Source organism: Nitrosospira sp. TNL200 (assembly GCF_055386305.1).
In genome coordinates, this window is record NZ_AP041003.1 from 3,128,535 (window position 1) to 3,150,177 (window position 21,643).

The following is a 21,643-nucleotide window of genomic DNA, read 5'->3' on the forward strand; positions in this document are numbered from 1 at the left end:
TGACGCTCATGATCATCTCCCTTCTTTCCGGCAACGCGCTTCGAGAGACTTGTCGAGAACAGTCTTAAATATAGAAGCGATCAAAAACACGCTGCATGAAGCGCGCGAACTGCTGCGCCAGCGTTATCAGGAAACCGGGAATGGCGCTGCCCTGCTTCGAAGCCATTGCCGGCTGGTGGACAGCATCCTCCGCCAAGCCTGGCGCGAAATGGACATGCATCATTCCCTTGCCTTGCTGGCAGTTGGCGGTTATGGCCGGCAGCAGCTTTTTCCTTATTCGGATATCGATCTGCTCGTTCTGCTTCCCCCACCTGAACAGGGGAGGGAGAAACCCGACGATGGCATTGCCTGCGGGCTGGAACGGTGGGTGAGCTTGCTCTGGGACATCGGGCTGGAAGTCGGTCACAGCGCACGCAGCCTGGACCAATGCGCGGAAGAGGCAGCGAAGGATATCACGGTCCAGACCAGTTTGCTGGAAGCCCGTCAACTGGCTGGAAATAAAATACTATTCCAGGAATTTTCCCATAATCTCACAGCCGGGCTAGACCTGAGCGCATTCTTTGACGCCAAGCTGTTCGAGCAGGCGCAGCGCCACGAGCGATACCACGATGCGACTTACAACCTGGAGCCCAATATAAAGGAAAGCCCCGGTGGTCTGCGCGATCTGCAAAACGTGCTCTGGGTCAGCCGTGCGGCGGGCCTGGGAAAATCCTGGCCCGAATTGGGGCGCTACGGGCTCGTTACACCCTCGGAAGTCCGCCTGGCAATGCGCCACCATGCCCTTTTGCGGGATCTTCGAATCCACCTGCATTATCTCGCCGGAAGGCGGGAAGATCGCTTGCTGTTCGACTATCAGACTCCCCTTGCCGGGGAATTGCATATAGCGGCCAGAAAGCCCCGCCGCTCAGGCGAAGTGCTGATGCAGCGCTACTATCGTGCCGCCAAGTCCGTATCGCAGCTTAATGCCATCCTGATGCTCAGCTTGCGCGCCAGGATTTTTTCCGATACAGAAAATGCTCCCATCATCATCAATGAGCGGTACCAGAAACGGGACGAGTTGCTGGAGATTCGCGACGAGAAATTATTCGAGAAAGATACGAGCGCGATCCTGGAAAGCATCCTGTTGCTGCAACAGCACCCGGAGATAAAAGCGCATAGCGCAGAAACCTTGCGAGCACTGTGGCGAGCCGCGCCTCTCATCAACAAGGCATTCAGGCACAGCCCTCGCAATCGGGAACTGTTCATGCAAATTCTGCGGCAGCCGCGCGGATTGACCCGGACGCTGCGCCTGATGAATCGCTGTGGAATCCTGGGACGTTATATCCCCGCGTTTGGCCGCATAGTAGGGCAGATGCAACATGACCTGTTTCACGTCTATACGGTGGATGAGCATACCCTGATGGTAGTGAGAAACCTGCGCCGCTTCATGTCTGCGGAATATTCCCACGAATATCCCCTGTGCAGCCGGCTCATAAGCAAATTCAGCAGGCCAGAGGTGCTTTATCTTGCTGCCTTGTTTCATGATATCGCCAAGGGCCGCAATGGCGACCATTCGATCCTGGGCAGGAAAGATGCACGGGGTTTTTGCGAAAGCCACGGTTTGCCACTCGAAGATACCGAACTCGTCGTCTGGCTCGTGGAAAATCACTTGTCTATGTCGCTGACCGCGCAGAAAAAAGATTTATCCGACACCCGGGTTATCGCGGACTTTGCCAGCCGCATGGAAAATAAGCGGCGCCTGGTCGCGCTTTATCTCCTTACGGTGGCGGATATACGTGGCACCAGTCCCAAGGTCTGGAACGGATGGAAGGGCAAGCTGCTGGAAGATCTATTCCGCGCAACTCGCAGCTATCTGAGCGGCGAGTCGTTCCATTTCGACGAGGGCGCCGCGAGCCGCAGGGACAAAGCGCTCGAACTGCTAGGAATAGCGGGCATCCCTTCCGAAGCATATGACCAATTCCTGTCAGCGCTCGATCCTGCCTATCTCTTCCTGCATGACCCGCAGGAAATTGCCTGGCATGCCGGCCATCTGTACCGGCGCATGAAGTCGCCCGTTCCAGTGGTGAAGGCACGACTTGCTCCAGCGGGTACCGGCATACAGGTATTAGTCTATACAGCGGACCAGAAAGATCTATTTGCCCGCATCTGCGGCTTTTTTGATCGAACCGGCTATAACATTGCGCAGGCTCAAATTCACACCAGCCGCCATGGCTATGCTCTCGACAGTTTCCTGATACTGGATCACGTCAATTCGGATGAAGCGCACCGCGAGGCGATCCGCCACATCGAGCATGACCTGGTACGGCAATTGATGCAACAGGCTCCATTGCAGCCCCCTCTGCAAGGGCGTCTTAGCAGGCATCTCAAGCATTTCCCGATCAAGCCCGAAATCGATATCGAACGGGATGAAAGGGGCGCCTATCATATTCTCTCCGTCGTCGCCGGCGATCAGCCGGGCCTGCTGTCGCGCATCACGCAGGTGCTGGCGGAATTCGCCATAAGCGTGCACAGTGCCCGGATCAATACCCTGGGGGAGCGTGCCGAGGATACGTTTCTTATTGCGGGAAACGCACTGAATGACACGAGAAGCCTGGTTCACCTCGAAACAAGGCTTCTGAAAGCATTGCAACTCAGTGAAAAGCCGTCAGGAAACCTCTGAACGAGTCCTCGCAGGATGTGTTGCCGGCCGAATCGGAACCGGATCCGTTGCCGGGATGTCAAAACGCGAGCGCAGCAGACGCGCAGCATCGACCATTCGCTCCAGCGCGGTGACAACTTCCGGCCAGCGGCGTGTTTTCAAGCCGCAATCCGGATTGACCCAAAGTTGCTGCGGACTGATGACCTGGCAGGCCTTTTCCAGCAGTTCCACCATTTCTCTGGTTTGGGGAATTCGTGGCGAGTGGATATCGTATACGCCGGGGCCGATTTCATTGGGATACTTGAATTCACCGAATCCGTCGAGCAATTCCATCCTTGAACGCGATGTTTCGATGGTAATCACATCCGCGTCCATATTTGCGATAGCCGGAAGGATATCGTTGAATTCGGAATAGCACATGTGGGTATGTATTTGAGTGTCATCTTCCACCCCTGAACTGGATAGGCAAAACGCCTCTACTGCCCAACGCAGATATTCGGCCCAGTCACGTTTTTTCAACGGCAACCCTTCCCGGAATGCAGGCTCGTCGATCTGTATGATTCCTATGCCGGCGGCTTCCAGGTCGGCCACTTCGTCGCGGATAGCCAATGCCAGCTGCAATGCCGTGACGGGGCGCGGTTGATCGTCACGCACGAATGACCACATCAGCATGGTTATCGGCCCTGTCAGCATGCCTTTGACCGGCTTTGCCGTCTGGCTTTGCGCATATCTGATCCAGTCTATCGTCATCGGCTCGGGCCGGTGGATATCCCCATAGAGTACTGGAGGCTTTACACAGCGGGAACCGTAGCTCTGCACCCATCCGTTTTCGGTAAAAGCATATCCGGACAGTTGCTCGCCGAAATACTCCACCATATCATTGCGTTCGGCTTCACCATGGACAAGCACATCCAGGCCGATCTCTTCCTGCTTTTTGATCACCGTCCCGATCTCATTTCGCATCGCTTCGAGATACTGCAAATTTCCCAGTTCGCCTTTTTTGTATGCGGCACGCGCATGGCGTATCTCCGGTGTCTGCGGAAATGATCCAATAGTGGTTGTAGGAAGCATGGGCAATAGAAAACGTTGTCGCTGCAGCGCTTGCCGGACGGAAAACGGGCTCTTTCGCGCTTTATCGCGCTGAGTCAGGCGTAGCAGACGTTCCTGCACGATGGGATTATGTATGCGGCTCGATGCCAGGCGTTCCTGGCGCGCCTCGGTAGAAGCAGCCAATTCCGCGCTGATCGTGCTTTCTCCTTTTTTCAGCCCCTCCCCAAGAATGGCGATCTCCTTCAATTTTTGCACCGAGAATGCCAGCCAGGACTTGGTTTCGCTATCCAGACGGGTCTCGAGCGCAAGATCCACGGGACAGTGGAGCAGTGAGCAACTGGGAGCGATCCATAATTGCTCCCGCAGTATCGAATGCGCTTGCGACAAGCATTCCCATGCTTGCGCCAGATCGGCGCGCCAGACATTGCGCCCGTCTATGATGCCGAGCGAAAGCACTTTATCCTTGGGGTAATCTTCCAGAAAGATACGAAGCTGATCGGGCGCACGGCACAGGTCGATATGCACGCCATCCACCGGGAGACGCTTCAAACGCTGCGCATGATTGCCTATCGCCCCGAAATACGTGGCAAGCAACAGCTTTGTTCCGGAATTGCCCAGAACGGCATAAGCCTGGTCCAGGCCGCGGAGCCACTCGTCGCTCAGATCGAGCACCAGAGAGGGCTCGTCCATCTGCACCCATTCCACTCCCGAAGACCGGAGCCGCGCCAGAATTTCACCATAAACCGGAAGGAGACGAGGCAACAGTTCAAGGCGGTTGAAGCCGGATTCGGTCTCCTTGCCAAGGTGTAAGTAGGTGAGCGGCCCGACCAGCACTACCTTTGGCGAAATGCCGAGGGCCCTGGCTTCCTCCACTTCCTTGAAAAGCTGAGTAGACGCAACACGAAAGCAGGTCTGGGCATCGAATTCCGGGACGATATAATGATAATTGGTGTCGAACCACTTGGTCATTTCCATCGCGGGCTGGCTTGCGGTGCCGCGCGCCATGGCGAAATACAGGTCCAGCCCTGCTTCGCCGCTGCCTGGATTAAATCGGGCAGGCGCGGCGCCAAGCAGGGTGGTCATGTTCAGCATATGGTCATAAAAAGCGAAGTCGCCCGCTGGAATCAGATCGATACCGATTTCCCGTTGCAGGAGCCAGTGCTGCTTTCTGAGCTCCGCTGCGAAGGCCTGCAGCCGGCCGATATCGATATCGCCGTTCCAATAGGCTTCAAGCGACCGCTTCAATTCCCTTTGCGCCCCGATGCGGGGAAAACCCAAGTTATGTGTCAATGCCATTTCCTGACTCCTCGATCGCTCATCGCGAACAGTTGCATGAAATAGCCATTGTGTGGCAGACTAAACTATGAATCAAATGAAATGTTATTCAACACCCATGAATATTATTCATAATCATGCTTGAACTGCGGCATCTGCGCACCCTGGCGGCATTGCATGAAACAGGCAGTGTATCGCGCGCGGCCAAGCGGGTGCACCTTACGCAGTCCGCCCTGTCGCACCAGATCAAGGCGCTCCAGACCCATTATCGCCTCCCCATGGTGCAGCGGCGCGGCCAGTCGGTTGAGCTTACCGATGCAGGGAAACACCTGGTCACCCTTGCGGAGACAGTGCTGGAAGCGATTCAGGCGACTGAACGCGGCCTTGCAAAAATATCGGAACAGGCATCGGGCAGCCTGCGCATCGCGCTGGAATGCCATACCTGCTTCGACTGGCTGATGCCTTTGATGGATGCATTCAGGCAGCATTGGCCGGACGTGGAACTGGACTTGGTCTCGGGATTCCATAGCGACCCCATCCGGTTACTGGAAGAGGGCCTGGCGGACGTGGTGATCGGTTCCGAAAATAAACGGCGGCGCGATATTGCTCACCATCCCCTGTTTCGTTTTGAAATTCTCGCGGTGCTGCCGCCGGATCATGCATTGCGCAGAAAACGGATACTTCAAGCACCGGATTTCTCCGGCATGACGCTTATTACCTACCCGGTACCTGAAGATCGGATCGATCTGATCCATCATGTGCTAAAGCCAGCTGGAATTCATCCTGAGCGGCGTACCGCGGAGCTGACCGTAGCCATTCTGCAACTGGTAGCCAGCCGGCGTGGAATCGCGGCGCTTCCCAGCTGGGGCCTGAAAAATTACGTGGAGCATGAGTATGTGATAGCGCGCCGTATCGGTTCGAGCGGTTTATGGAGCAACCTGTATGCTTCGACGCTGAAGGAAACGGCAGCACGGCCTTATCTTCGCGATTTTCTTGCGACCGCGAAAAATACCTGTTTTGCCACGCTGGAGGGAATCGTCCCCCTGGAATAAAAAAGCTCGTGAACCTGAAGAACACGAGCTTTTGTCAAACAAGAAGCAATGGAGAGCAAATCATTGTCTGCCTGCTCTCCAATCAATGATTTCAGTGTATGGTTGCTGCCGCTTCGTCCTCGCAAGCAAGATCCGAGCAGTAATTCTCATAAATTCCGTCCAGGAAACCCCATAGCGCGTCACATGCCCTGGTGGTTGCCGCCAATACTTCAGCCTGTTTTTCGGCGGTATCCGCAAAACGCTCGATCAATGTCCACTCGGCTTGCGAGTGGTATATATCCGCCTCTTGATGCACCGTAAAAAACTCATAACTGCCTGGGTTGTTCATGCCATAGAACCTGGCCAGTCCGTCAATTTTTACCGCTGCTATCGAAGGAACCTGGGATTCAAATGCGTGCAACGCGGCCAGCCCCGCGTAAAATGGCCGATTCAGGCAGATATCCCGGAACGTCGAAACGAGGTTGGCCGTGTCCGGCAAGGCTTTCGCATTCGCCAGATCCTTGTCGCTCGAACCCAGCGCAAGCGCAAAGGTTTTCCACAGAGCGGGGTGATTCTTTTCACCATGCTCTTCGCTGATAAGATTTTTCAGCACTTCCTGGCGCACGCTGATATCCCCGCTATTGGTTTCGGTATGAAAGTGCGGCGTATTGAAATGCACTGCGCTCAAATAAGTCGGTTCGGCCAGGACATTATGGAAATACTGTTCGGCGTAGTGGCGCAACTGCTCCTTGGACAGTTTCCCTTCCGTCCAGGCTATATAGAATGGATGCTTGAGCAGATGTCTGGCGGAAATAATCGAATTGACCTTTTGCTTCAGAGATACATTGGTTGTCATGGTTTTCCTCTTGAACAGAGATAAGTAATCGGTAAGCGGTGGGCATATCATCGCGAAATAATATCGTTAAGTCAAATATTGGTTAGGCATCCGCTTCATGACCGTGATAGGCTGCGCAAGCCTTTCCCCATCATTCGTCATATTGCCGGGAATGATGCTTACCGGAGCTTATCCCCTCACAGAAAATTCATGGATGAACAATCAAGCCTGCTGGCCTTGTTCACGAGCAGTTTCCTGGCTGCGACATTGCTGCCCGGCGGCTCCGAAGCCGTGCTGTTCGGCGTTCTTACTGCCTACCCTCAGCTTTACTGGCCTGCCCTGTGCATTGCATCGCTGGGCAACACCCTGGGGGGCATGAGTTCATATGCTATCGGACGCTTTCTGCCTGATGAGAAAGCGCTCCTGAGAAAATCGGCTGGCAACAAGCGGGGACTGGAATGGGTGCGCAAGCATGGCAGCCCTGTTCTCCTGCTTGCGTGGGTACCGCTGATCGGGGATCTCATATGCGTCGCCGCCGGCTGGCTTCGGGTCAACTGGATATCGACCATGCTGTTCATGGCTGCGGGAAAATTCTTTCGTTACTGGGCAATCGCCGCAGCGGTCACGACATGAGCGATCCCCTTTCCACCCAAGACTGCCCATCGATCAAGTGGAATACCCGACAAAAAAGCCGGCAGAGCCGGCGTGTCTCCTCCGCTGCGAATACCTCAGATCAGCCGCTCAACCTCATTTCTGAAGCAGTTTCTGCAATTCGCCACTTTGATACATCTCGGTTACGATATCCGAGCCGCCGACGAATTCGCCATTGATATAAAGCTGCGGGATGGTCGGCCAGTTCGAATAGTCCTTGATGCCCTGCCTGAATTCAGGCTCCGCAAGCACATCCACCGCGAAGATGTCGCTTACGCCGCACGCATTGAGCACCTTTACCGCGTGAGCGGAAAAACCGCATTGAGGCGCCTGGGGAGTTCCTTTCATATAAAGCACCACCGGATGAGCGCTGAGCTGCTGCTTGATGGTTTCCTGTGTAGTCATGCCAATTTCTCCTTCAAATAAGTAAAACCTACCGGCAAATCAGCATAGGGCAAAGCTATTACATTTTCAAGAGGTTTGATCAGCACCTGCCGGAATGCCCGCGATTCCCGGCCTATTGCCGCACGATGGAACCTGGACAAAACCCGCCGCTGACCCGCATGATTCCGGCAAGATCAGGGCAGGTGAAAACGGCGTCATAATCTGCGATATCCAGCAATTCGCGGCATATTTCCGCTTGATCATATCCATGCTCGACCAGCAGGGATCCACTTTCCGCGAGATGAGCCGGTGCAGCAGCGATGATTTGGCGTAGGCAGTCAAGTCCGTCTTCACCTCCCGACAGCGCTATGGGAGGCTCAAAACGCAAATCTCCCTGGCTCAGATGAGGATCAGCACGAGCCACGTAAGGCGGATTTGCCACGATCAGATCAAAAATCTCTCCCGCCACTCCTCCGAACCAGTCGCCTTCGACTATGGATAGGTTATCCACATCATGTTGCCGTATGTTTGCCCTTGCGATAGCCGCAGCACCAGGAGAAATATCCACTGCGGTAACGAGAGCCAGCGGACGGCATTTGGCTATCGCGATGGCGATGGCCCCGCTGCCGGTACCCAGATCAAGAATCCGGGCTGTCCGATTTGAGGGAATACGCTCCAACGCCAGATCTACCAGCAATTCCGTTTCAGGGCGGGGAATGAGAACCGAGGGGGATACCACAAAATCCATGCCGTAAAACTCGCGCTTGCCTGTGATGTAGGCTATCGGTTCGCCAGCCACTCTTCGTTCGATGAACTGCCGAAACTTCTGCGCTTGCTCCGCCGTCAATACCTGATCCGAATGGACGATAAGATATGCATGGCTCGCATCGAGCACTCGCTGCATCAGCATCCGGGCATCCACGTCCCCGATGTGCTGATCCGCCTGGCATAACGCTTCCCGCACTGTAATTCCGCGGATATCGGCGCCAGCAGCCAAACGATCAGCCACGGTTCCCGCCAGCACGCGCGCTTGCCGGCGACGTGGAAAAAAGTGCAGGAAGGGATAAAAAGGACGAGAAAAGAGAAGGTAAAAAGGAATGCCCTCGAAAGGGATATGGCGGCATGCTTCCGCTACTCGCCCATCGCCGCCAACTGCTCGGCCTGATGCTCGGACACAAGCGCGGAGCATAGCTCGTTCAAATCCCCATCCATGATCTGCTCCATCTTGTACAGCGTGAGGTTGATGCGGTGATCGGTTATCCGCCCTTGCGGAAAGTTATAGGTACGGATTCGCCCTGACCTGTCGCCAGTCCCAATGAGAGACTTGCGGGTAGCCGCCTGCTTGCTTTGCTGCTCCTGCGTTTGCCTGTCGCGTATTCGCGCCGCCAGAACGCTCATCGCTTGCGCCTTGTTTTTATGCTGGGAGCGTCCATCCTGGCATTCGACGACGATTCCCGTAGGCAGATGGGTTATACGCACGGCGGAATCGGTCTTGTTGATATGCTGGCCACCGGCCCCTGATGCGCGAAAGGTATCGACGCGCAATTCCGCTGGATTCAGCACCACGTCCATGATCTCGTCTGCCTCGGGCATTACCGCAACGGTGCAGGCGGAAGTGTGAATGCGCCCCTGGGTCTCCGTTACCGGCACGCGCTGCACCCGGTGCCCGCCCGACTCGAATTTAAGCTTGGAATAGGCTCCGTTACCGATAATTTTGGCGATAATCTCCTTGTAGCCGCCAGCTTCGGAAGGACTCTGCGAGATTATCTCGACCTGCCAGCGCTGACGCTCGGCAAAACGCGCATACATGCGAAACAAGTCAGCCGCAAACAGCGCGGATTCATCTCCGCCCGTTCCGGCACGGATTTCCAGAAAAATATTGCGCTCGTCGCTTGGATCCCTGGGCAACAACTGCTTCTGCAGTTCGGCGCCGAGGTGAGTGATCTTTTCCTTTGCATCCCTTATTTCCGCATCGGCGAACTCGCGCATTTCAGCATCGGCGCACATTTCCTGCGCGGTATGAATATCGCGCTCGCTTTGCAGATACGCCTCATAAAGCTCGACCACCGGCGCAATCTCGGCACGCTCACGCGTCAGCTTGCGATAGTTGTCGAGGTTAGCCGTAGCACTCTCACTGCTCAGCATACGATTCAATTCTTCCAGGCGCACGCTCAGTTGCGTGAGCTTTGCGGCAATACTCTTGTTCATTCCGGACGGTGGAGGTGGTACAGTCGGTTGATCAGTTCAACCAGGTCATCGCGCTCGTCTGCTACAGCGTGATTAAGAGCGTAGGAAGGCAGATGCAGGAACTTGTTGGTAAGGCCATTGCTCAGCGATTCGATGATCTTTTGCGGATCCTCCCCCCTTGCCAGGAGTTTTTTCGCACGCTCGGTTTCATGACGCCGATAGCGCTCGGCCTGGTCGCGCAGCGCGCGAATCGTGGGAACCACTTCACGCGATTCCAGCCAGTGCATGAAATTGATTACATTCGAATCGATGATCGCCTCTGCCTGTGCCACTGCCCCCTGGCGTGAATCAAGCCCTTCCCGGACGATTTCGGCGAGATCGTCGACGGAATAAAGAAATACGTCATCCAGTTCCGCCACTTCGGCCTCGACATCTCGAGGAACGGCCAGATCCACCATGAAAATGGGACGATGCTTCCGCGTCTTGATGGCGCGTTCAACCATGCCTTTTCCGAGTATAGGCAGAGTGCTCGCGGTACAAGTGACCACGATGTCATTAAGCGCCAGCTGCTCGGGAAGTTCGTTCAGGCTGATCGCCTGGGCATTGAAGCGATGGGCCAGAGCCTGCGCGCGTTCGCTGGTGCGATTGGCAACCGTGATGCGCTTTGGATGCCGCGCAGCGAAATGGCTGGCGCATAGCTCGATCATTTCGCCTGCACCGATAAACAGGACGCGCTGGTCGCCGAGATCGCCGAAGATGCGCTCCGCCAGCCTTGTGGCGGCTGCCGCCATCGAAACCGAGTTGGCGCCGATCTCGGTGGAACTGCGAACTTCCTTGGCCACAAAGAATGTACGCTGGAACAGCTTGTGCAGCAGCATCCCCAGTGTGCCGGCATGTTCGGCCGACTTTACCGCATTCTTCAGTTGGCCAAGTATCTGCGGTTCCCCCAGCACCATGGAATCCAGTCCGCTGGCGACCCGGAAAGCGTGCTTGACCGCTCTCTCCCGGGGCAATTTATAGAGATAGGGATCCAGCTCCCGTTCTTGCAGCTGGTGGAAATTTGCCAGCCAGTGGGTTGCTTCATCCGGCTTCTCGGTACTGCAATAAACTTCGGTGCGGTTGCAGGTTGAAATAATTGCGGCCTCTTTCACCGGATGGTGACGCACGAGGTCATGCAATGCATGCTCCATCGCATCTTCCGGAAACGATACCTGCTCCCGCACATCCAGCGGCGCGGTTTGATGGTTGATGCCAAAAGCAAATAGCTGCATGGAGGACAAATTGGCCACCAGGAAGAATTCGAAAATTCGCTGATTATAGTATTACAAGCGTTTGAATACCATAATCTTAGACGGGTTTATGCATGGAGGAGTTTCGGCTGTGTTCAAAAACATGCCGGGTGTCTATGCGGGGATGGGCGGAGCCGGCCAAGCAACCCAGACTGGCTGGCTGGAGTCGCGGTTGTTTCATGCCATGAATGAAAGCACGTCTTACTTCCGTTGCCTATGCCGAGGATCCAAGGTAACTCATGCGTCCATTCCTGGCGCCCGAAGCTATCCTCCCATTAGCTTTTGATACAGTTCATCGAGGAAGCCTCGCTGCCCGGAAAGGATGCGGCGCTGTGCTTCCGCCATATCGAACCATTCGGCACGATCCACCTCGGGGAATTCCCGGATTGCTCCCGAGCCCTTGGGCCATTCCATGCTGAAGGTATTTGAAACCAGACTCGAAGGATCCCAGTCACCTTCGGCAGCCCATGCGAGGATATGTTTTCCACTTGGCTGCTTTCTCTGTCCCAAGGGCAGGAATGGTCCGGCAGGCCTATGGCCTGTCTCTTCAAAGAATTCACGCAATGCGGCGCACAATGGGTCTTCGCCTTCCTGATATTCGCCCTTTGCCAGCGACCAGGCCCCCAGGTTTTTTCTTGCCCAGAACGGCCCGCCAGGATGGACAAGCAATACTTCCAGTTTGCTGCCTGGTCTTCGATACAGCAAGATACCTGCGCTTGTTTTGGGCATGGTGATTACGAATGCGAAACAAGTTTAAACAGGCCCTATATTACCTTTCCGTATGGTTGACATATACCGCAGTTATACAGAATGATTGGCGATAAAGGCGCATAAAAGACAGGAGTCAGGATGGCGTGTCACGGGATTCGATCGCCAGTGAGCAAACCGCTCCTCATTTTAAACGGAAAAGAAGGGAAGATCTTTGAGGATCAGTGTTTTTACCAATTTTGGACTTATCGCCATCATGCTGGGGCTCAGCCTGTTGATACTGCTTTCTTCCCAGGTATTGGGAACGCTGGACGATATCACCCGGGCTGAGCGGCAGAAACACCGATCCCTGCAGCTTGCCAATGAGCTGTTCCTCAGTTCGGAAGATCTCACCAAGGCCGCACGCAGCTATGTCATTACCGGCGATCCTGTCTATGAGCGTTTCTTTTTCGAGATCCTCGACATCCGCAACGGAAAGCGCCCGCGAGACAAGGATCATTCCATCAGTTACTGGGACTTGAACGGGGACCCAAGCCCAAAGGCCACGGGAAACACAGTCTCCCTGATCGAATTGATGCGAGGCGAAGGTTTTAGCGAACGTGAGCTCGCCCTGCTGCAGCAATCCCAGAGAAACTCGGACAATCTCGTAAATCTGGAAAAGCAAGCCTTCGCCGCAACCAAAGGATTGTGCAAGGACACGTCCGGAAATTTCACCGTGCCTTGCGCGCCTGATCGGAGAGCAGCCATCGATTTGCTGTTCGGCCAGCACTACACGGCTGAGAAAGCCAAGATCATGGCACCCATCCAGCAATTCATGCTGGAACTGGATCATCGCACTCAAACCACCTTGAGCAACCTGCAACTCAAATTTCAGCAACAAATCCTGCTGATACTGGCAGCGCTTTGTACTTCGCTAGTGATCGTCGCGATCGCCACATTCTATATGCGCCGCAAAATCCTGCGCCCGCTGGCGGATCTCAGCCGTCAGGCGAGCAGCATTGCCCATGGCAGCTATTCTTCCCGTTGCGATATCTCCACCCATAACGAAATCGCCGAGCTGGGTGCGGGCTTCAACAGGATGGCGGAAGCCATCGAGCACGAAATCAACAAACTCCGGCAGGTTGAGGAATCGTTACGCGAAAGACTGAAGGAAATCAATTGCTTCTACGCCATTCGCCGCGGGATGGAATCCGGTTCACTGGAAGAAGTTTGCAAAGTCATTTTTGCGGAACTCATTACCGCCATGCAGTTCCCGCACATTACTGCAATCAAGATCGAGCTGGACGGCAAGCAGTTTTTTTCGGATAAGTACGAAAAGGATCATGCCCGTGAATTGCGGAAGCAGGTCAGGGTCTGCGGCGAACCTTGCGGCTGGATCGTTGTTTTCTACAGTGACGACCAGCCGTTCCTGTTGCCGGAGGAACAAAATCTGATCGATGTCATCGGGGATGACTTGGGGAAGTGGCTAGAGCATAAGCAGGCGGAGGCGCAAGTTGTCGTAGAGCGGGAGCTTCGGGCGCGGGATGCGGCCATAAGGGAATTTGCGGCACATGTGGAGCGGATGCGGGAGGAAGATCGCAAATATATTGCGCGGGAAATTCATGATGAACTGGGCCAGCTTCTGGCAGCATTACGCCTGGAAATCTCGTTGCTGAAAAGTGGAGGAGGCAATAGAAGCGAAAGGGTCGAGATTATCCGACGCAACGTGTCGGAACTCGTGGACATGGCGGGACAAAGCGTGCGCAATATCGCGGAGCATTTGCGTCCGGCGACGCTGGAGCTGGGGATCATACCGGCGATAAAAAAACTGGCCGATGAATTCAGAAAACATGGCAGGGCCACCTGCTTGTTGCAACTGACGGAAGAACCGATCGACTTGGATGAAGACCAGACAGTAACGATATTCCGGATTGTGCAGGAATCCCTGACCAACGTTACCCGGCATGCGCAAGCAAGCCGGGTGAAAATCGTTCTTTCACGGAACCCCGGCGAACTTCTGGTCGAGATACGCGACGACGGCAAGGGGTTCGATCCCGCTTATGCTGCAATGCAAAAGTCATTTGGCCTCCTTGGGATGCGCGAGCGGGCGAGCATGCTCGGCGGCAGTATTGATATCGCCAGCGTACCGCATCAGGGCACCGTGGTCAGCCTGCGCATACCGGTGCAACGAACGGTATTCCTAAAAACCCACGCGCTTGGCCTTCCAATCCGGAAAATATAGAATCAGAATTCAGCTTTGGGTATTTCGATATACTGATACGCTTTTTCTTTGCCAATCCGGTTCATTCTCGCGCGGCGTATCCTCTCGAACAGGCCCTCGAATATCGATCAATACGATGGGGTTGCCATGATAATCAAGGTTTTTCTCGCCGATGACCATAGACTGTTCAGGGATGGATTGAAGAGGATACTCGCGGACACAGCCGATATCATGGTCGTGGGCGAAGCAACTGACGGGCTGGACGCTCTGGAAAAAATGCGCAACGGCGGATGGGACGTGGCAGTCCTGGACGTCAATATGCCGGGGTTGAATGGACTCGAAGTATTGAAGCAGATAATGACTGATGGCGCAAAGCACCGTGTGCTGATGCTGAGCACATACCAGGAAGACGAATATGCCATCAGGACGATACGGGCAGGCGCATCCGCCTATCTTACCAAGAACAGCCCGACCGATCTGCTGATATCGGTAATCCGGCGCCTCGCAAACGGCAGAAAATACATAGACTCGAAGCTGGCGGAAAAACTGCAATTCAACTTTGGCTCGGCGTCAGAAAGGCCATTGCATTCGATACTTTCGGATAGAGAACTGGATGTGCTCAAACTCATCGTCGCGGGAGTATCCCTGACAGAGATCTCACAGAAAATGATGTTAAGTGGAAAAACGGTAAGTACTTATCGCGCCCGCATTCTCGAAAAGATGGATATGCAGAATAATGCGCAACTGGTGCGCTATGCGGCCGAAAACAAATTGCTGGAATAGCCTGGTTTTTGCAGGTTGCAGTGAACTGTACCGGAACCGTTCCTCCGGGGTTGTTGATCCCGGAGGCGATATCGATGTGTTGAATCTCCGCCTGCTACGCTTCGGAACCCGACCAATACTTGGACTTCCCCGCGGCGAACAGGAACATCCACATCACGAGCACGAAGGGAAACGTGAGCGTGGGCAGGCCCAGCGGTGTCAGAAAACTGGCAAGACCCGCTTGACAAACCACGGTCAGGATACCAGCCAGAAGCGCCAGCATGGCGCTTCTGGCTGTAGGTTTGAGAAATACCCAACCTACCGCCATCATCGTAAGAACGGGATTGAAGGAATACAGGCCCATTTCGATGGCGCCCGAACTGGCCCCAAACAATAAGGGAACAATGATGCCTACGAGGGTGCCGCATGCGGCCATGATGGCTCCGCGCAGGGAAACTATCGCGATCCCAATCAAAAATAGTATGCCAACGATAACGCTGTCCGCAAACATGACTTCGGCAACGCCTTTTGTCAGGGCCGTGAACCACATGTCTGCCGGCAGCGTGCCTGCATCCGTTATGGCTGACGGAATGTTGGGTGACGGCAATACCGGTCCGCGCGAAAAGCTTTCGAAAGCATATACCGCGACGAGAAACATCCAGGATGTAAGAACGAAAGGTGAGGTGGAAGCGGGAACATTATAAGGATGAAGTATCCGCATCAACGCCGCCAGCACGACAGTCGAAAGTATCGATGCAAGCACGACATACAACCACAGTTGCGGCGAGTGCTCCAGAAACAAAAAAAGGCAGGGTCCTACCAGCGTTCCATTGAATCCATATAGCCCCGCGTCGATATCGTCTTCGGAGAATCCCATGAGATAGGCGGCAGTGGTACTGCTTATTACACCCACGGTTGCAGCCAGTCCGGCTGTTACTCCTCCAATGAAAAGCGCGATCAGAAAAATGAAGCCAGTAACCGCATTGCAACAGAAGAATACCTGGCCGACTCCCCGGAGAATGACGCGTAGAGGGCGGGGAAGAGCGCTGTCGATTTTTAATGACCAGTCCATGATTGACTCCAATTTTTTTCTCTGACGTTTTTTATGGTGGTAGGCAGGTCATGCCTGAAACCCGCGAAACCCGAGGTGCCGGTCCGATATCGACCCGCCCTCTGTTTCGCCCGCAAATTGTCAATGCTGCGCAGCCTTTTGTGCCCTCACTTCGTCCAGCAGTCCTTTTTTAATGATGAAATCGACGATTTGATCGACACCTTCCCCAGTACGGAGATTGGTGAAAACAAACGGCCGATCGCCCCGCATTCTTTTCGCATCCCGGTCCATTACCTCCAGACTGGCGCCGACATGAGGCGCCAGATCGATCTTGTTGATGACGAGCAGGGCGGAGCGCGTAATGCCAGGGCCGCCTTTGCGGGGTATCTTTTCTCCGGCAGCAACATCTATGACGTATATGGTCAAATCGGAAAGCTCCGGACTGAAGGTCGATGCGAGGTTATCACCGCCGGATTCGACCAGGATCAGATCGAGATCAGGAAAATCTGCAGTCATGCGGGCAATGGCTTCGAGATTGATCGATGCATCTTCCCTGATTGCGGTATGCGGGCAGCCGCCTGTTTCCACACCCATCAGGCGCTCCGGCGGCAATGCATGGGCGCGCAACAAAATCTCCATATCCTCCTTGGTATAGATATCATTGGTGATGACGGCCATTTCGTAGCGATCACGCATTTTCTTGCTCAGCGCTTCGCACAAAGCGGTTTTCCCCGATCCCACGGGGCCGCCTATTCCGACACGTAAAGGATTTGAAGTCTTTTTCATCTTTATATTCCAAATTGTTCTGTTGGACGATCCCGTCAGGATCGGAAAATACGGCTGTACTGCACTTCGTGCTGCATGGATAGAACCGATAATCCCGGAGCCCAGTTGGACAACTCATCATCGCCAAGGCGCTGCGCATGCCGCATCGTCTCTTCAATTACGGGGTGCAGTGAAAGCAGCAAACGCTGGCCGGAAACTTGGCCAAGCGGTACGGACTTCACGCATGCCAGCACCTGGTTCTCGATCATTGAAAACAGCATTCCCAGCAACGCGGCTTCGTGCGGAACGCCGAGAGCCTCGGCAGCGCAGGCAAAAGCGGTTGGCAGAGGTATCTCCGGCTGGCATTCCAGGATTTCAAGCAGTTCAGGATCGGCAATCCTGAGCTCCACTATCAGCTTACTGAGCGAATATCCCATCTGGATGGTTTCCGCCCGGAATTCGGCGGTATCCCGGGCAGCCACGAAACGCTCTGTCCAGAACGTGACCGTTTCCGCGTCGCGAGCAGCGAATCCCTCCAGCAGGCGCCATAGAATGGGAGCCTCGAAATCTCCAACTATTCCCAGCGACTCGATGATCCAGTCGCGCGCAGAGCTTTCGCCGGTAATTGTTCCCGCCTCGATAGCTGCTTCCAGCCCCTGGGAATAGGTGTACGCCCCGATCGGCAGCGATGGGCTCGCGAGTTGCAGCAGACGTAGCAGTGATGTATCGTGCATCGCGGTCATATCCTGCTTCAGGAATGCTGATCCGAGGGCCGGTGGATTTTCTGGTGCTTCGGGATCGGCGCCAGTGGACCATGGGCATGGCTATGGCTATCCCCATCATGGTGATGATGGTGACCGCCGCCACTATATGCACCCGCTTCCGGTTCGAACCGCGCACTTTCCTCCACCACGGTGGCGCCAAGGCCTTCCAGCATTTCCTTCAGCACGCTGTCCTGGTAAATGCGCAGAAAACCATCGCCTACCTCGGTCTGGGTATGGCGGTTGCCAAGATGAAACGCGCACCGAAGCAGGTTGTGCGGCGTATCGCAAACCACCCGGTATGTCGGTTCTTCCGCCGCCACGATCTGGACTATCCGGCCGTCATCTCCCTTGAGCAAGTCATTATGGCGCAGTACAGTACCCCGGGCCGTAAAAATGGCCACCTCTTCTCCCGAGGGAAGCGCCGTCCGCAGCCGGCTGTTTTCGCGAAGCTCGTAGGGAAGTACGAGCCGCGCGAAAACCGCGTCCGCATGCTCTATTTTTGAGTTCAATATGAGCATTTGAGGATCTCAGAACAGGAAGTAGCGCTGCGCCATGGGGAGAACATCCTCTGCCCCACAGGTGAGGAGTTGCCCATCCGCACGAACTTCATAGGTTTCCGGATCCACTTCCATCTTGGGCGTGGCATCGTTGTGGATCATGTCCTTCTTGCGCAGGTTGCGCGTGTTCTTGACTGCGATCAGATTCTTGTCCAGCTTCAGTTGATCCACCAAACCTGCGTCGAGCGCAGCCTGCGAGGTAAACGTGAAACAGGAGGTCTTGATGCCGCCCCCGTATCCCCCGAACATATAGCGGTAGTGCACCGGTTGAGGCGTCGGAATTGACGCGTTCGGATCACCCATCAATGCTGCGGTAATCATGCCACCTTTCAGTATCATGGATGGCTTGATGCCAAAGAAGGCAGGCCTCCAAAGGACAAGATCCGCATACTTGCTCACTTCGACCGAGCCGATCACGTGCGAGACCCCATGCGTAATGGCGGGATTGATGGTGTATTTGGCGATGTAGCGCTTCACGCGGAAGTTGTCGTGCTTGGCCTTGTCCTCCTGCAGGGTGCCGCGCTGGATTTTCATCTTATGCGCCGTTTGCCAGGTCCGCAGCACCACCTCACCGATGCGCCCCATTGCCTGGGAGTCCGATGACATCATGGAGATGGCGCCCATATCGTGCAGAATATCCTCCGCTGCGATGGTCTCTTTCCGGATGCGGGATTCGGCGAAGGCAAGATCTTCGGGAATATTGGCGTGCAGGTGGTGGCACACCATCAACATATCCAGATGCTCGTCCAGGGTATTGACGGTATAGGGCCGGGTCGGATTGGTGGATGACGGCAGGACATTATCCAGCCCTACCACCGCGATGATATCCGGAGCATGGCCGCCGCCCGCGCCTTCGGTATGGAAGGTGTGGATGGTGCGATCCTTCATGGCGGCAACGGTGTTCTCGAGGTAGCCGCCTTCATTGATCGTATCCGTGTGGATGGCGACCTGAATATCGTATTTATCGGCCACGGACAGGCAATTGTCGATGGCGGCATAAGTGGTGCCCCAGTCTTCATGCAGTTTCAGCCCGCATGCGCCCGCCAGGACCTGCTCCTCATTCGGTGTTGGCAGACTGACATTTCCCTTTCCGAAAAAACCCGTATTCATTACCATGCCGTCGGATGCTCTCAGCATGGAGTGGATGTGCCAGGGTCCGGGAGTGCAGGTGGTCGCCGCTGTGCCCACCGCCGGACCTGTGCCGCCGCCCAGCATGGTGGTAATGCCATTCATCATGGCATCTTCAGCTTGTTGAGGACAGATGAAGTGAATATGGCTATCGATGCCACCCGCGGTGAGGATAGATCCTTCGCCTGCGATGATCTCGGTGGCAGCGCCGATGGCCATGGTCACATTGGGCTGAATATCCGGATTCCCGGCCTTGCCGATTCCCGCAATCCTGCCGTCTTTCAGGCCGACATCGGCCTTGACGATCCCCCAGTGGTCGATGATGACGGCATTGGTGATAACCGTGTCCATCACATCCGCATGATTGCGCTGCGACTGGCCCATGCCGTCCCGGATCACTTTTCCGCCGCCGAACTTCACTTCTTCACCATACGTGGTGAAATCCTTCTCGATTTCAACAAAAAGCTCGGTATCCGCGAGACGAATGCGATCGCCGGTAGTAGGCCCCATCATTTCGACATATGTCTGACGGGAAATTTTAAATGTCATTTTCTGCTCCTCTCTAGGTTATTGGCTTCGCGCGCAGTGTTATTTCAGTTTTCCCATTACTTTTTGGTTGAATCCATACACCGTGCGGTCTCCGGATAGCTCCACCAGCTCAACGGTCCGTTCCTGGCCTGGTTCGAAACGCACAGCGGTGCCCGCCATGATATTCAGGCGCATGCCATACGCTGCCTCGCGATCAAACTGCATGGCGGAATTGACTTCGTAAAAATGAAAATGTGATCCGATCTGTATTGGCCGGTCTCCGCCGTTGGAGGCCTTGAGTGTCTTGGTTTTTCTGCCGGCATTCAATTCGATATCGCCGGCTTGTACGAATATTTCGCCTGGAATTAATGGTAGTCTGGCCATCTTGGTCTCCTGATCTAGGGAATGGGGTTATGTACGGTCACCAGCTTGGTGCCATCCGGGAACGTCGCCTCGACCTGAATATCAGGAATCATTTCAGGAACACCTTCCATGACTTCGCCTCGGCTCAGAACGCGCGTGCCTTCCGCCATGAGTTCCGCCACGGAGTGGCCGTCGCGCGCACCCTCGAGTACCGCACAGGTGATCAGCGCCACCGCTTCAGGATAGTTCAGCTTGAGGCCTCGCGCCTTGCGCCGTTCAGCCAGCAGGCCGGCTGTGAAGATCAGCAGCTTGTCTTTCTCTCTTGGTGTAAGGTCCATTGTTTCCTCCTCGGTTAGTTAATGTTTTTTGAGCTCCCAACGCCTTGGCTGCGCATTAACGGTTGCCCGGAGCCCGCTTCAAGAATGATAGTGCCCTCGGGGGCCCATCATGTGTTCCACATGCGCGGCACCATCGCCTGACGGCCGAGCATCGCCGGTCGAATCAATCCCCAACTGTTGAGCATCACCCGTCTTGCGATTTCGCTGGAATTGCCAAGGTAACGAGCCACAACAAGCGAGGTCAACTGCGAGATACCGAAATCCCCTCTGCGGTCCGAGATTTCGACCGCATTCTCACGGGCTTCATTCAGCAGTTCAGCGGGTACCGGTTTCCCCACCGCGATCAGTGTTGCGCATATGGTATGCCCTCCCAGCCCCAAGGGGTTTTTCATTGCAGGACTTCCTCCCCGGAGCCGGATCTGCTCGAACCAAATCAGTTTTCCATCCCGACGTATGCTGGTCCGCTGTGCGATCTGCCCATCAGTAAAGGATTCGCCCGAAGCAGTGCGCCCAAAGCAGAGAATCTCGCAGCCGATATAGCTTGCGTCCTTTTGCAGTAAAACCTGGTGGTCGAGCTCGACATGAACGTTATCGAAAAAAATGGTTTCCTGAGGCACCCACTCAAGCGCACCGCCCGCTCCTATATCGAGTTTTATACCCTGTTGCGACACATGACCGTTGGCCTTGTACCATTTTGCCGCTCCCGGCGTCGTGATTTGCGCGTTTGCCGACCTTCCGGCCTTCACCGCTATTTCGAGATTGTCTCCCCCGACCACTCCACCGGGAGGGTGGATGATCACGGCCTGGCACATATCCGGGCCATCCGGGTAAAAAGGCTTCTGCACCAGCAATGGACCGAAATGATCTTTACCGACAAGACGCGTTTTACCCGCATCGTGCTGAAAATCGAGAGATAGCCGGGCCCGAAGCGGCTTGTCGGGCTCCGGTAACCGGGGACCCATGGAGTGGGCCATGGGATGTAAACGATGAACCGAAGCGCCAGCGTTCCGGTCCCGCCTGCTTTCAGCATCTTTCTGATTATTGCCAGATTGCATTTTTTAATTTTTTATTTAACGGTTCAGGAAACATTTCCAAACAGCCGCTTAACGTACAAGCAATGGCTCATGTCATTCCGAGAA

General features: G+C 55.0%; 20 protein-coding genes. 5 read left to right on the top strand and 15 right to left on the bottom strand.

What is annotated here, in order from left to right; genetic code table 11:
* Positions 1 to 49: 49 nt before the first annotated feature.
* Positions 50 to 2,659: a [protein-PII] uridylyltransferase gene (locus ACZ5CE_RS14135; RefSeq protein WP_464575541.1), complete on the top strand. Its 2,610-nt coding sequence runs from the start codon at positions 50 to 52 to the stop codon at positions 2,657 to 2,659.
* Here the strand turns inward: ACZ5CE_RS14135 and metE are convergent.
* Positions 2,645 to 4,984 carry a 5-methyltetrahydropteroyltriglutamate--homocysteine S-methyltransferase gene (gene metE, locus ACZ5CE_RS14140; RefSeq protein WP_464575542.1) on the bottom strand — a complete coding sequence of 780 codons (2,340 nt, stop codon included), beginning with the start codon at positions 4,982 to 4,984 and terminating at the stop codon, positions 2,645 to 2,647. The two genes, ACZ5CE_RS14135 and metE, sit on opposite strands and share 15 nt — an antisense overlap.
* Positions 4,985 to 5,100: 116 nt before the next feature.
* On the opposite strand from metE, the gene ACZ5CE_RS14145 reads away from it, so the two are divergent.
* A complete protein-coding gene (locus ACZ5CE_RS14145; protein WP_464575543.1) occupies positions 5,101 to 6,015 on the top strand; it encodes a LysR family transcriptional regulator in 915 nt (304 codons plus the stop codon).
* 91 nt (positions 6,016 to 6,106) lie between these two features.
* Here the strand turns inward: ACZ5CE_RS14145 and ACZ5CE_RS14150 are convergent, their stop codons facing one another.
* Entirely contained in the window at positions 6,107 to 6,850 is a 744-nt protein-coding gene (locus ACZ5CE_RS14150) for a 4-aminobenzoate synthase (RefSeq protein WP_464575544.1), read from the bottom strand.
* Between the two features lie 189 nt (positions 6,851 to 7,039).
* Here ACZ5CE_RS14150 and ACZ5CE_RS14155 point away from each other — a divergent pair, with 189 nt between their 5' ends.
* A complete protein-coding gene (locus tag ACZ5CE_RS14155) occupies positions 7,040 to 7,462 on the top strand; it encodes a YqaA family protein (RefSeq protein WP_464575545.1) in 423 nt (140 codons plus the stop codon).
* A gap of 114 nt (positions 7,463 to 7,576) precedes the next feature.
* Here the strand turns inward: ACZ5CE_RS14155 and grxD are convergent, their stop codons facing one another.
* The 5 genes from grxD to ACZ5CE_RS14180 form a co-directional block, all read right to left on the bottom strand.
* Positions 7,577 to 7,885 carry a Grx4 family monothiol glutaredoxin gene (gene grxD / locus ACZ5CE_RS14160; RefSeq protein WP_464575546.1) on the bottom strand — a complete coding sequence of 103 codons (309 nt, stop codon included), beginning with the start codon at positions 7,883 to 7,885 and terminating at the stop codon, positions 7,577 to 7,579.
* A gap of 112 nt (positions 7,886 to 7,997) precedes the next feature.
* Positions 7,998 to 8,873, bottom strand: coding sequence for a peptide chain release factor N(5)-glutamine methyltransferase (gene prmC / locus ACZ5CE_RS14165; protein ID WP_464575547.1), 876 nt, complete (start codon positions 8,871 to 8,873; stop codon positions 7,998 to 8,000).
* 122 nt (positions 8,874 to 8,995) lie between these two features.
* Entirely contained in the window at positions 8,996 to 10,072 is a 1,077-nt protein-coding gene (gene prfA / locus ACZ5CE_RS14170) for a peptide chain release factor 1 (RefSeq protein WP_464575548.1), read from the bottom strand.
* Positions 10,069 to 11,322: a glutamyl-tRNA reductase gene (hemA, locus tag ACZ5CE_RS14175; RefSeq protein ID WP_464575549.1), complete on the bottom strand. Its 1,254-nt coding sequence runs from the start codon at positions 11,320 to 11,322 to the stop codon at positions 10,069 to 10,071. The genes prfA and hemA overlap by 4 nt, the downstream gene beginning before the upstream one ends.
* A 282-nt stretch (positions 11,323 to 11,604) precedes the next feature.
* Positions 11,605 to 12,069: an NUDIX hydrolase gene (locus ACZ5CE_RS14180; RefSeq protein WP_464575550.1), complete on the bottom strand. Its 465-nt coding sequence runs from the start codon at positions 12,067 to 12,069 to the stop codon at positions 11,605 to 11,607.
* Between the two features lie 193 nt (positions 12,070 to 12,262).
* Between ACZ5CE_RS14180 and ACZ5CE_RS14185 the strand changes: the two genes are divergently transcribed.
* A complete protein-coding gene (locus tag ACZ5CE_RS14185; RefSeq protein WP_464575551.1) occupies positions 12,263 to 14,269 on the top strand; it encodes a HAMP domain-containing protein in 2,007 nt (668 codons plus the stop codon).
* A 48-nt stretch (positions 14,270 to 14,317) separates the two neighbouring features.
* Positions 14,318 to 15,031, top strand: a complete 714-nt coding sequence (locus ACZ5CE_RS14190) for a response regulator (RefSeq protein ID WP_464575552.1) — start codon at positions 14,318 to 14,320, stop codon at positions 15,029 to 15,031.
* 94 nt (positions 15,032 to 15,125) lie between these two features.
* Here the strand turns inward: ACZ5CE_RS14190 and yut are convergent, their stop codons facing one another.
* From yut to ACZ5CE_RS14230, 8 genes are all read right to left on the bottom strand, one after another.
* On the bottom strand, positions 15,126 to 16,082 hold the full coding sequence (gene yut, locus ACZ5CE_RS14195) for an urea transporter (protein WP_464575553.1): 957 nt from the start codon (positions 16,080 to 16,082) through the stop codon (positions 15,126 to 15,128).
* 120 nt (positions 16,083 to 16,202) lie between these two features.
* Positions 16,203 to 16,847: an urease accessory protein UreG gene (gene ureG, locus ACZ5CE_RS14200; RefSeq protein WP_464575554.1), complete on the bottom strand. Its 645-nt coding sequence runs from the start codon at positions 16,845 to 16,847 to the stop codon at positions 16,203 to 16,205.
* 35 nt (positions 16,848 to 16,882) lie between these two features.
* Positions 16,883 to 17,560, bottom strand: a complete 678-nt coding sequence (locus ACZ5CE_RS14205; RefSeq protein WP_464575555.1) for an urease accessory protein UreF — start codon at positions 17,558 to 17,560, stop codon at positions 16,883 to 16,885.
* A gap of 17 nt (positions 17,561 to 17,577) precedes the next feature.
* Positions 17,578 to 18,108 carry an urease accessory protein UreE gene (gene ureE, locus ACZ5CE_RS14210; protein ID WP_464575556.1) on the bottom strand — a complete coding sequence of 177 codons (531 nt, stop codon included), beginning with the start codon at positions 18,106 to 18,108 and terminating at the stop codon, positions 17,578 to 17,580.
* A gap of 9 nt (positions 18,109 to 18,117) precedes the next feature.
* On the bottom strand, positions 18,118 to 19,824 hold the full coding sequence (ureC, locus tag ACZ5CE_RS14215; protein ID WP_464575557.1) for an urease subunit alpha: 1,707 nt from the start codon (positions 19,822 to 19,824) through the stop codon (positions 18,118 to 18,120).
* 39 nt (positions 19,825 to 19,863) lie between these two features.
* Entirely contained in the window at positions 19,864 to 20,187 is a 324-nt protein-coding gene (locus tag ACZ5CE_RS14220) for an urease subunit beta (protein ID WP_464575558.1), read from the bottom strand.
* Positions 20,188 to 20,201: 14 nt separating this feature from the next.
* Entirely contained in the window at positions 20,202 to 20,504 is a 303-nt protein-coding gene (gene ureA, locus ACZ5CE_RS14225) for an urease subunit gamma (protein WP_464575559.1), read from the bottom strand.
* A gap of 107 nt (positions 20,505 to 20,611) precedes the next feature.
* Positions 20,612 to 21,466 (bottom strand): urease accessory protein UreD, encoded by an 855-nt coding sequence (locus ACZ5CE_RS14230; protein ID WP_464575560.1) that lies wholly within the window; start codon positions 21,464 to 21,466, stop codon positions 20,612 to 20,614.
* Positions 21,467 to 21,643 lie beyond the last annotated feature (177 nt).

Bases quoted from the DNA above. Each gene is read 5' to 3' on its own strand.
- metE (WP_464575542.1), bottom strand. From the start codon at position 4,984: ATGGCATTGACACATAACTTGGGTTTTCCCCGCATCGGGGCGCAAAGG.
- ACZ5CE_RS14145 (WP_464575543.1), top strand. From the start codon at position 5,101: ATGCTTGAACTGCGGCATCTGCGCACCCTGGCGGCATTGCATGAAACA.
- ACZ5CE_RS14150 (WP_464575544.1), bottom strand. From the start codon at position 6,850: ATGACAACCAATGTATCTCTGAAGCAAAAGGTCAATTCGATTATTTCC.
- ACZ5CE_RS14155 (WP_464575545.1), top strand. From the start codon at position 7,040: ATGGATGAACAATCAAGCCTGCTGGCCTTGTTCACGAGCAGTTTCCTG.
- grxD (WP_464575546.1), bottom strand. From the start codon at position 7,885: ATGACTACACAGGAAACCATCAAGCAGCAGCTCAGCGCTCATCCGGTG.
- prfA (WP_464575548.1), bottom strand. From the start codon at position 10,072: ATGAACAAGAGTATTGCCGCAAAGCTCACGCAACTGAGCGTGCGCCTG.
- hemA (WP_464575549.1), bottom strand. From the start codon at position 11,322: ATGCAGCTATTTGCTTTTGGCATCAACCATCAAACCGCGCCGCTGGAT.
- ACZ5CE_RS14180 (WP_464575550.1), bottom strand. From the start codon at position 12,069: ATGCCCAAAACAAGCGCAGGTATCTTGCTGTATCGAAGACCAGGCAGC.
- yut (WP_464575553.1), bottom strand. From the start codon at position 16,082: ATGGACTGGTCATTAAAAATCGACAGCGCTCTTCCCCGCCCTCTACGC.
- ureG (WP_464575554.1), bottom strand. From the start codon at position 16,847: ATGAAAAAGACTTCAAATCCTTTACGTGTCGGAATAGGCGGCCCCGTG.
- ACZ5CE_RS14205 (WP_464575555.1), bottom strand. From the start codon at position 17,560: ATGCACGATACATCACTGCTACGTCTGCTGCAACTCGCGAGCCCATCG.
- ureE (WP_464575556.1), bottom strand. From the start codon at position 18,108: ATGCTCATATTGAACTCAAAAATAGAGCATGCGGACGCGGTTTTCGCG.
- ureC (WP_464575557.1), bottom strand. From the start codon at position 19,824: ATGACATTTAAAATTTCCCGTCAGACATATGTCGAAATGATGGGGCCT.
- ACZ5CE_RS14220 (WP_464575558.1), bottom strand. From the start codon at position 20,187: ATGGCCAGACTACCATTAATTCCAGGCGAAATATTCGTACAAGCCGGC.
- ureA (WP_464575559.1), bottom strand. From the start codon at position 20,504: ATGGACCTTACACCAAGAGAGAAAGACAAGCTGCTGATCTTCACAGCC.
- ACZ5CE_RS14230 (WP_464575560.1), bottom strand. From the start codon at position 21,466: ATGGGTCCCCGGTTACCGGAGCCCGACAAGCCGCTTCGGGCCCGGCTA.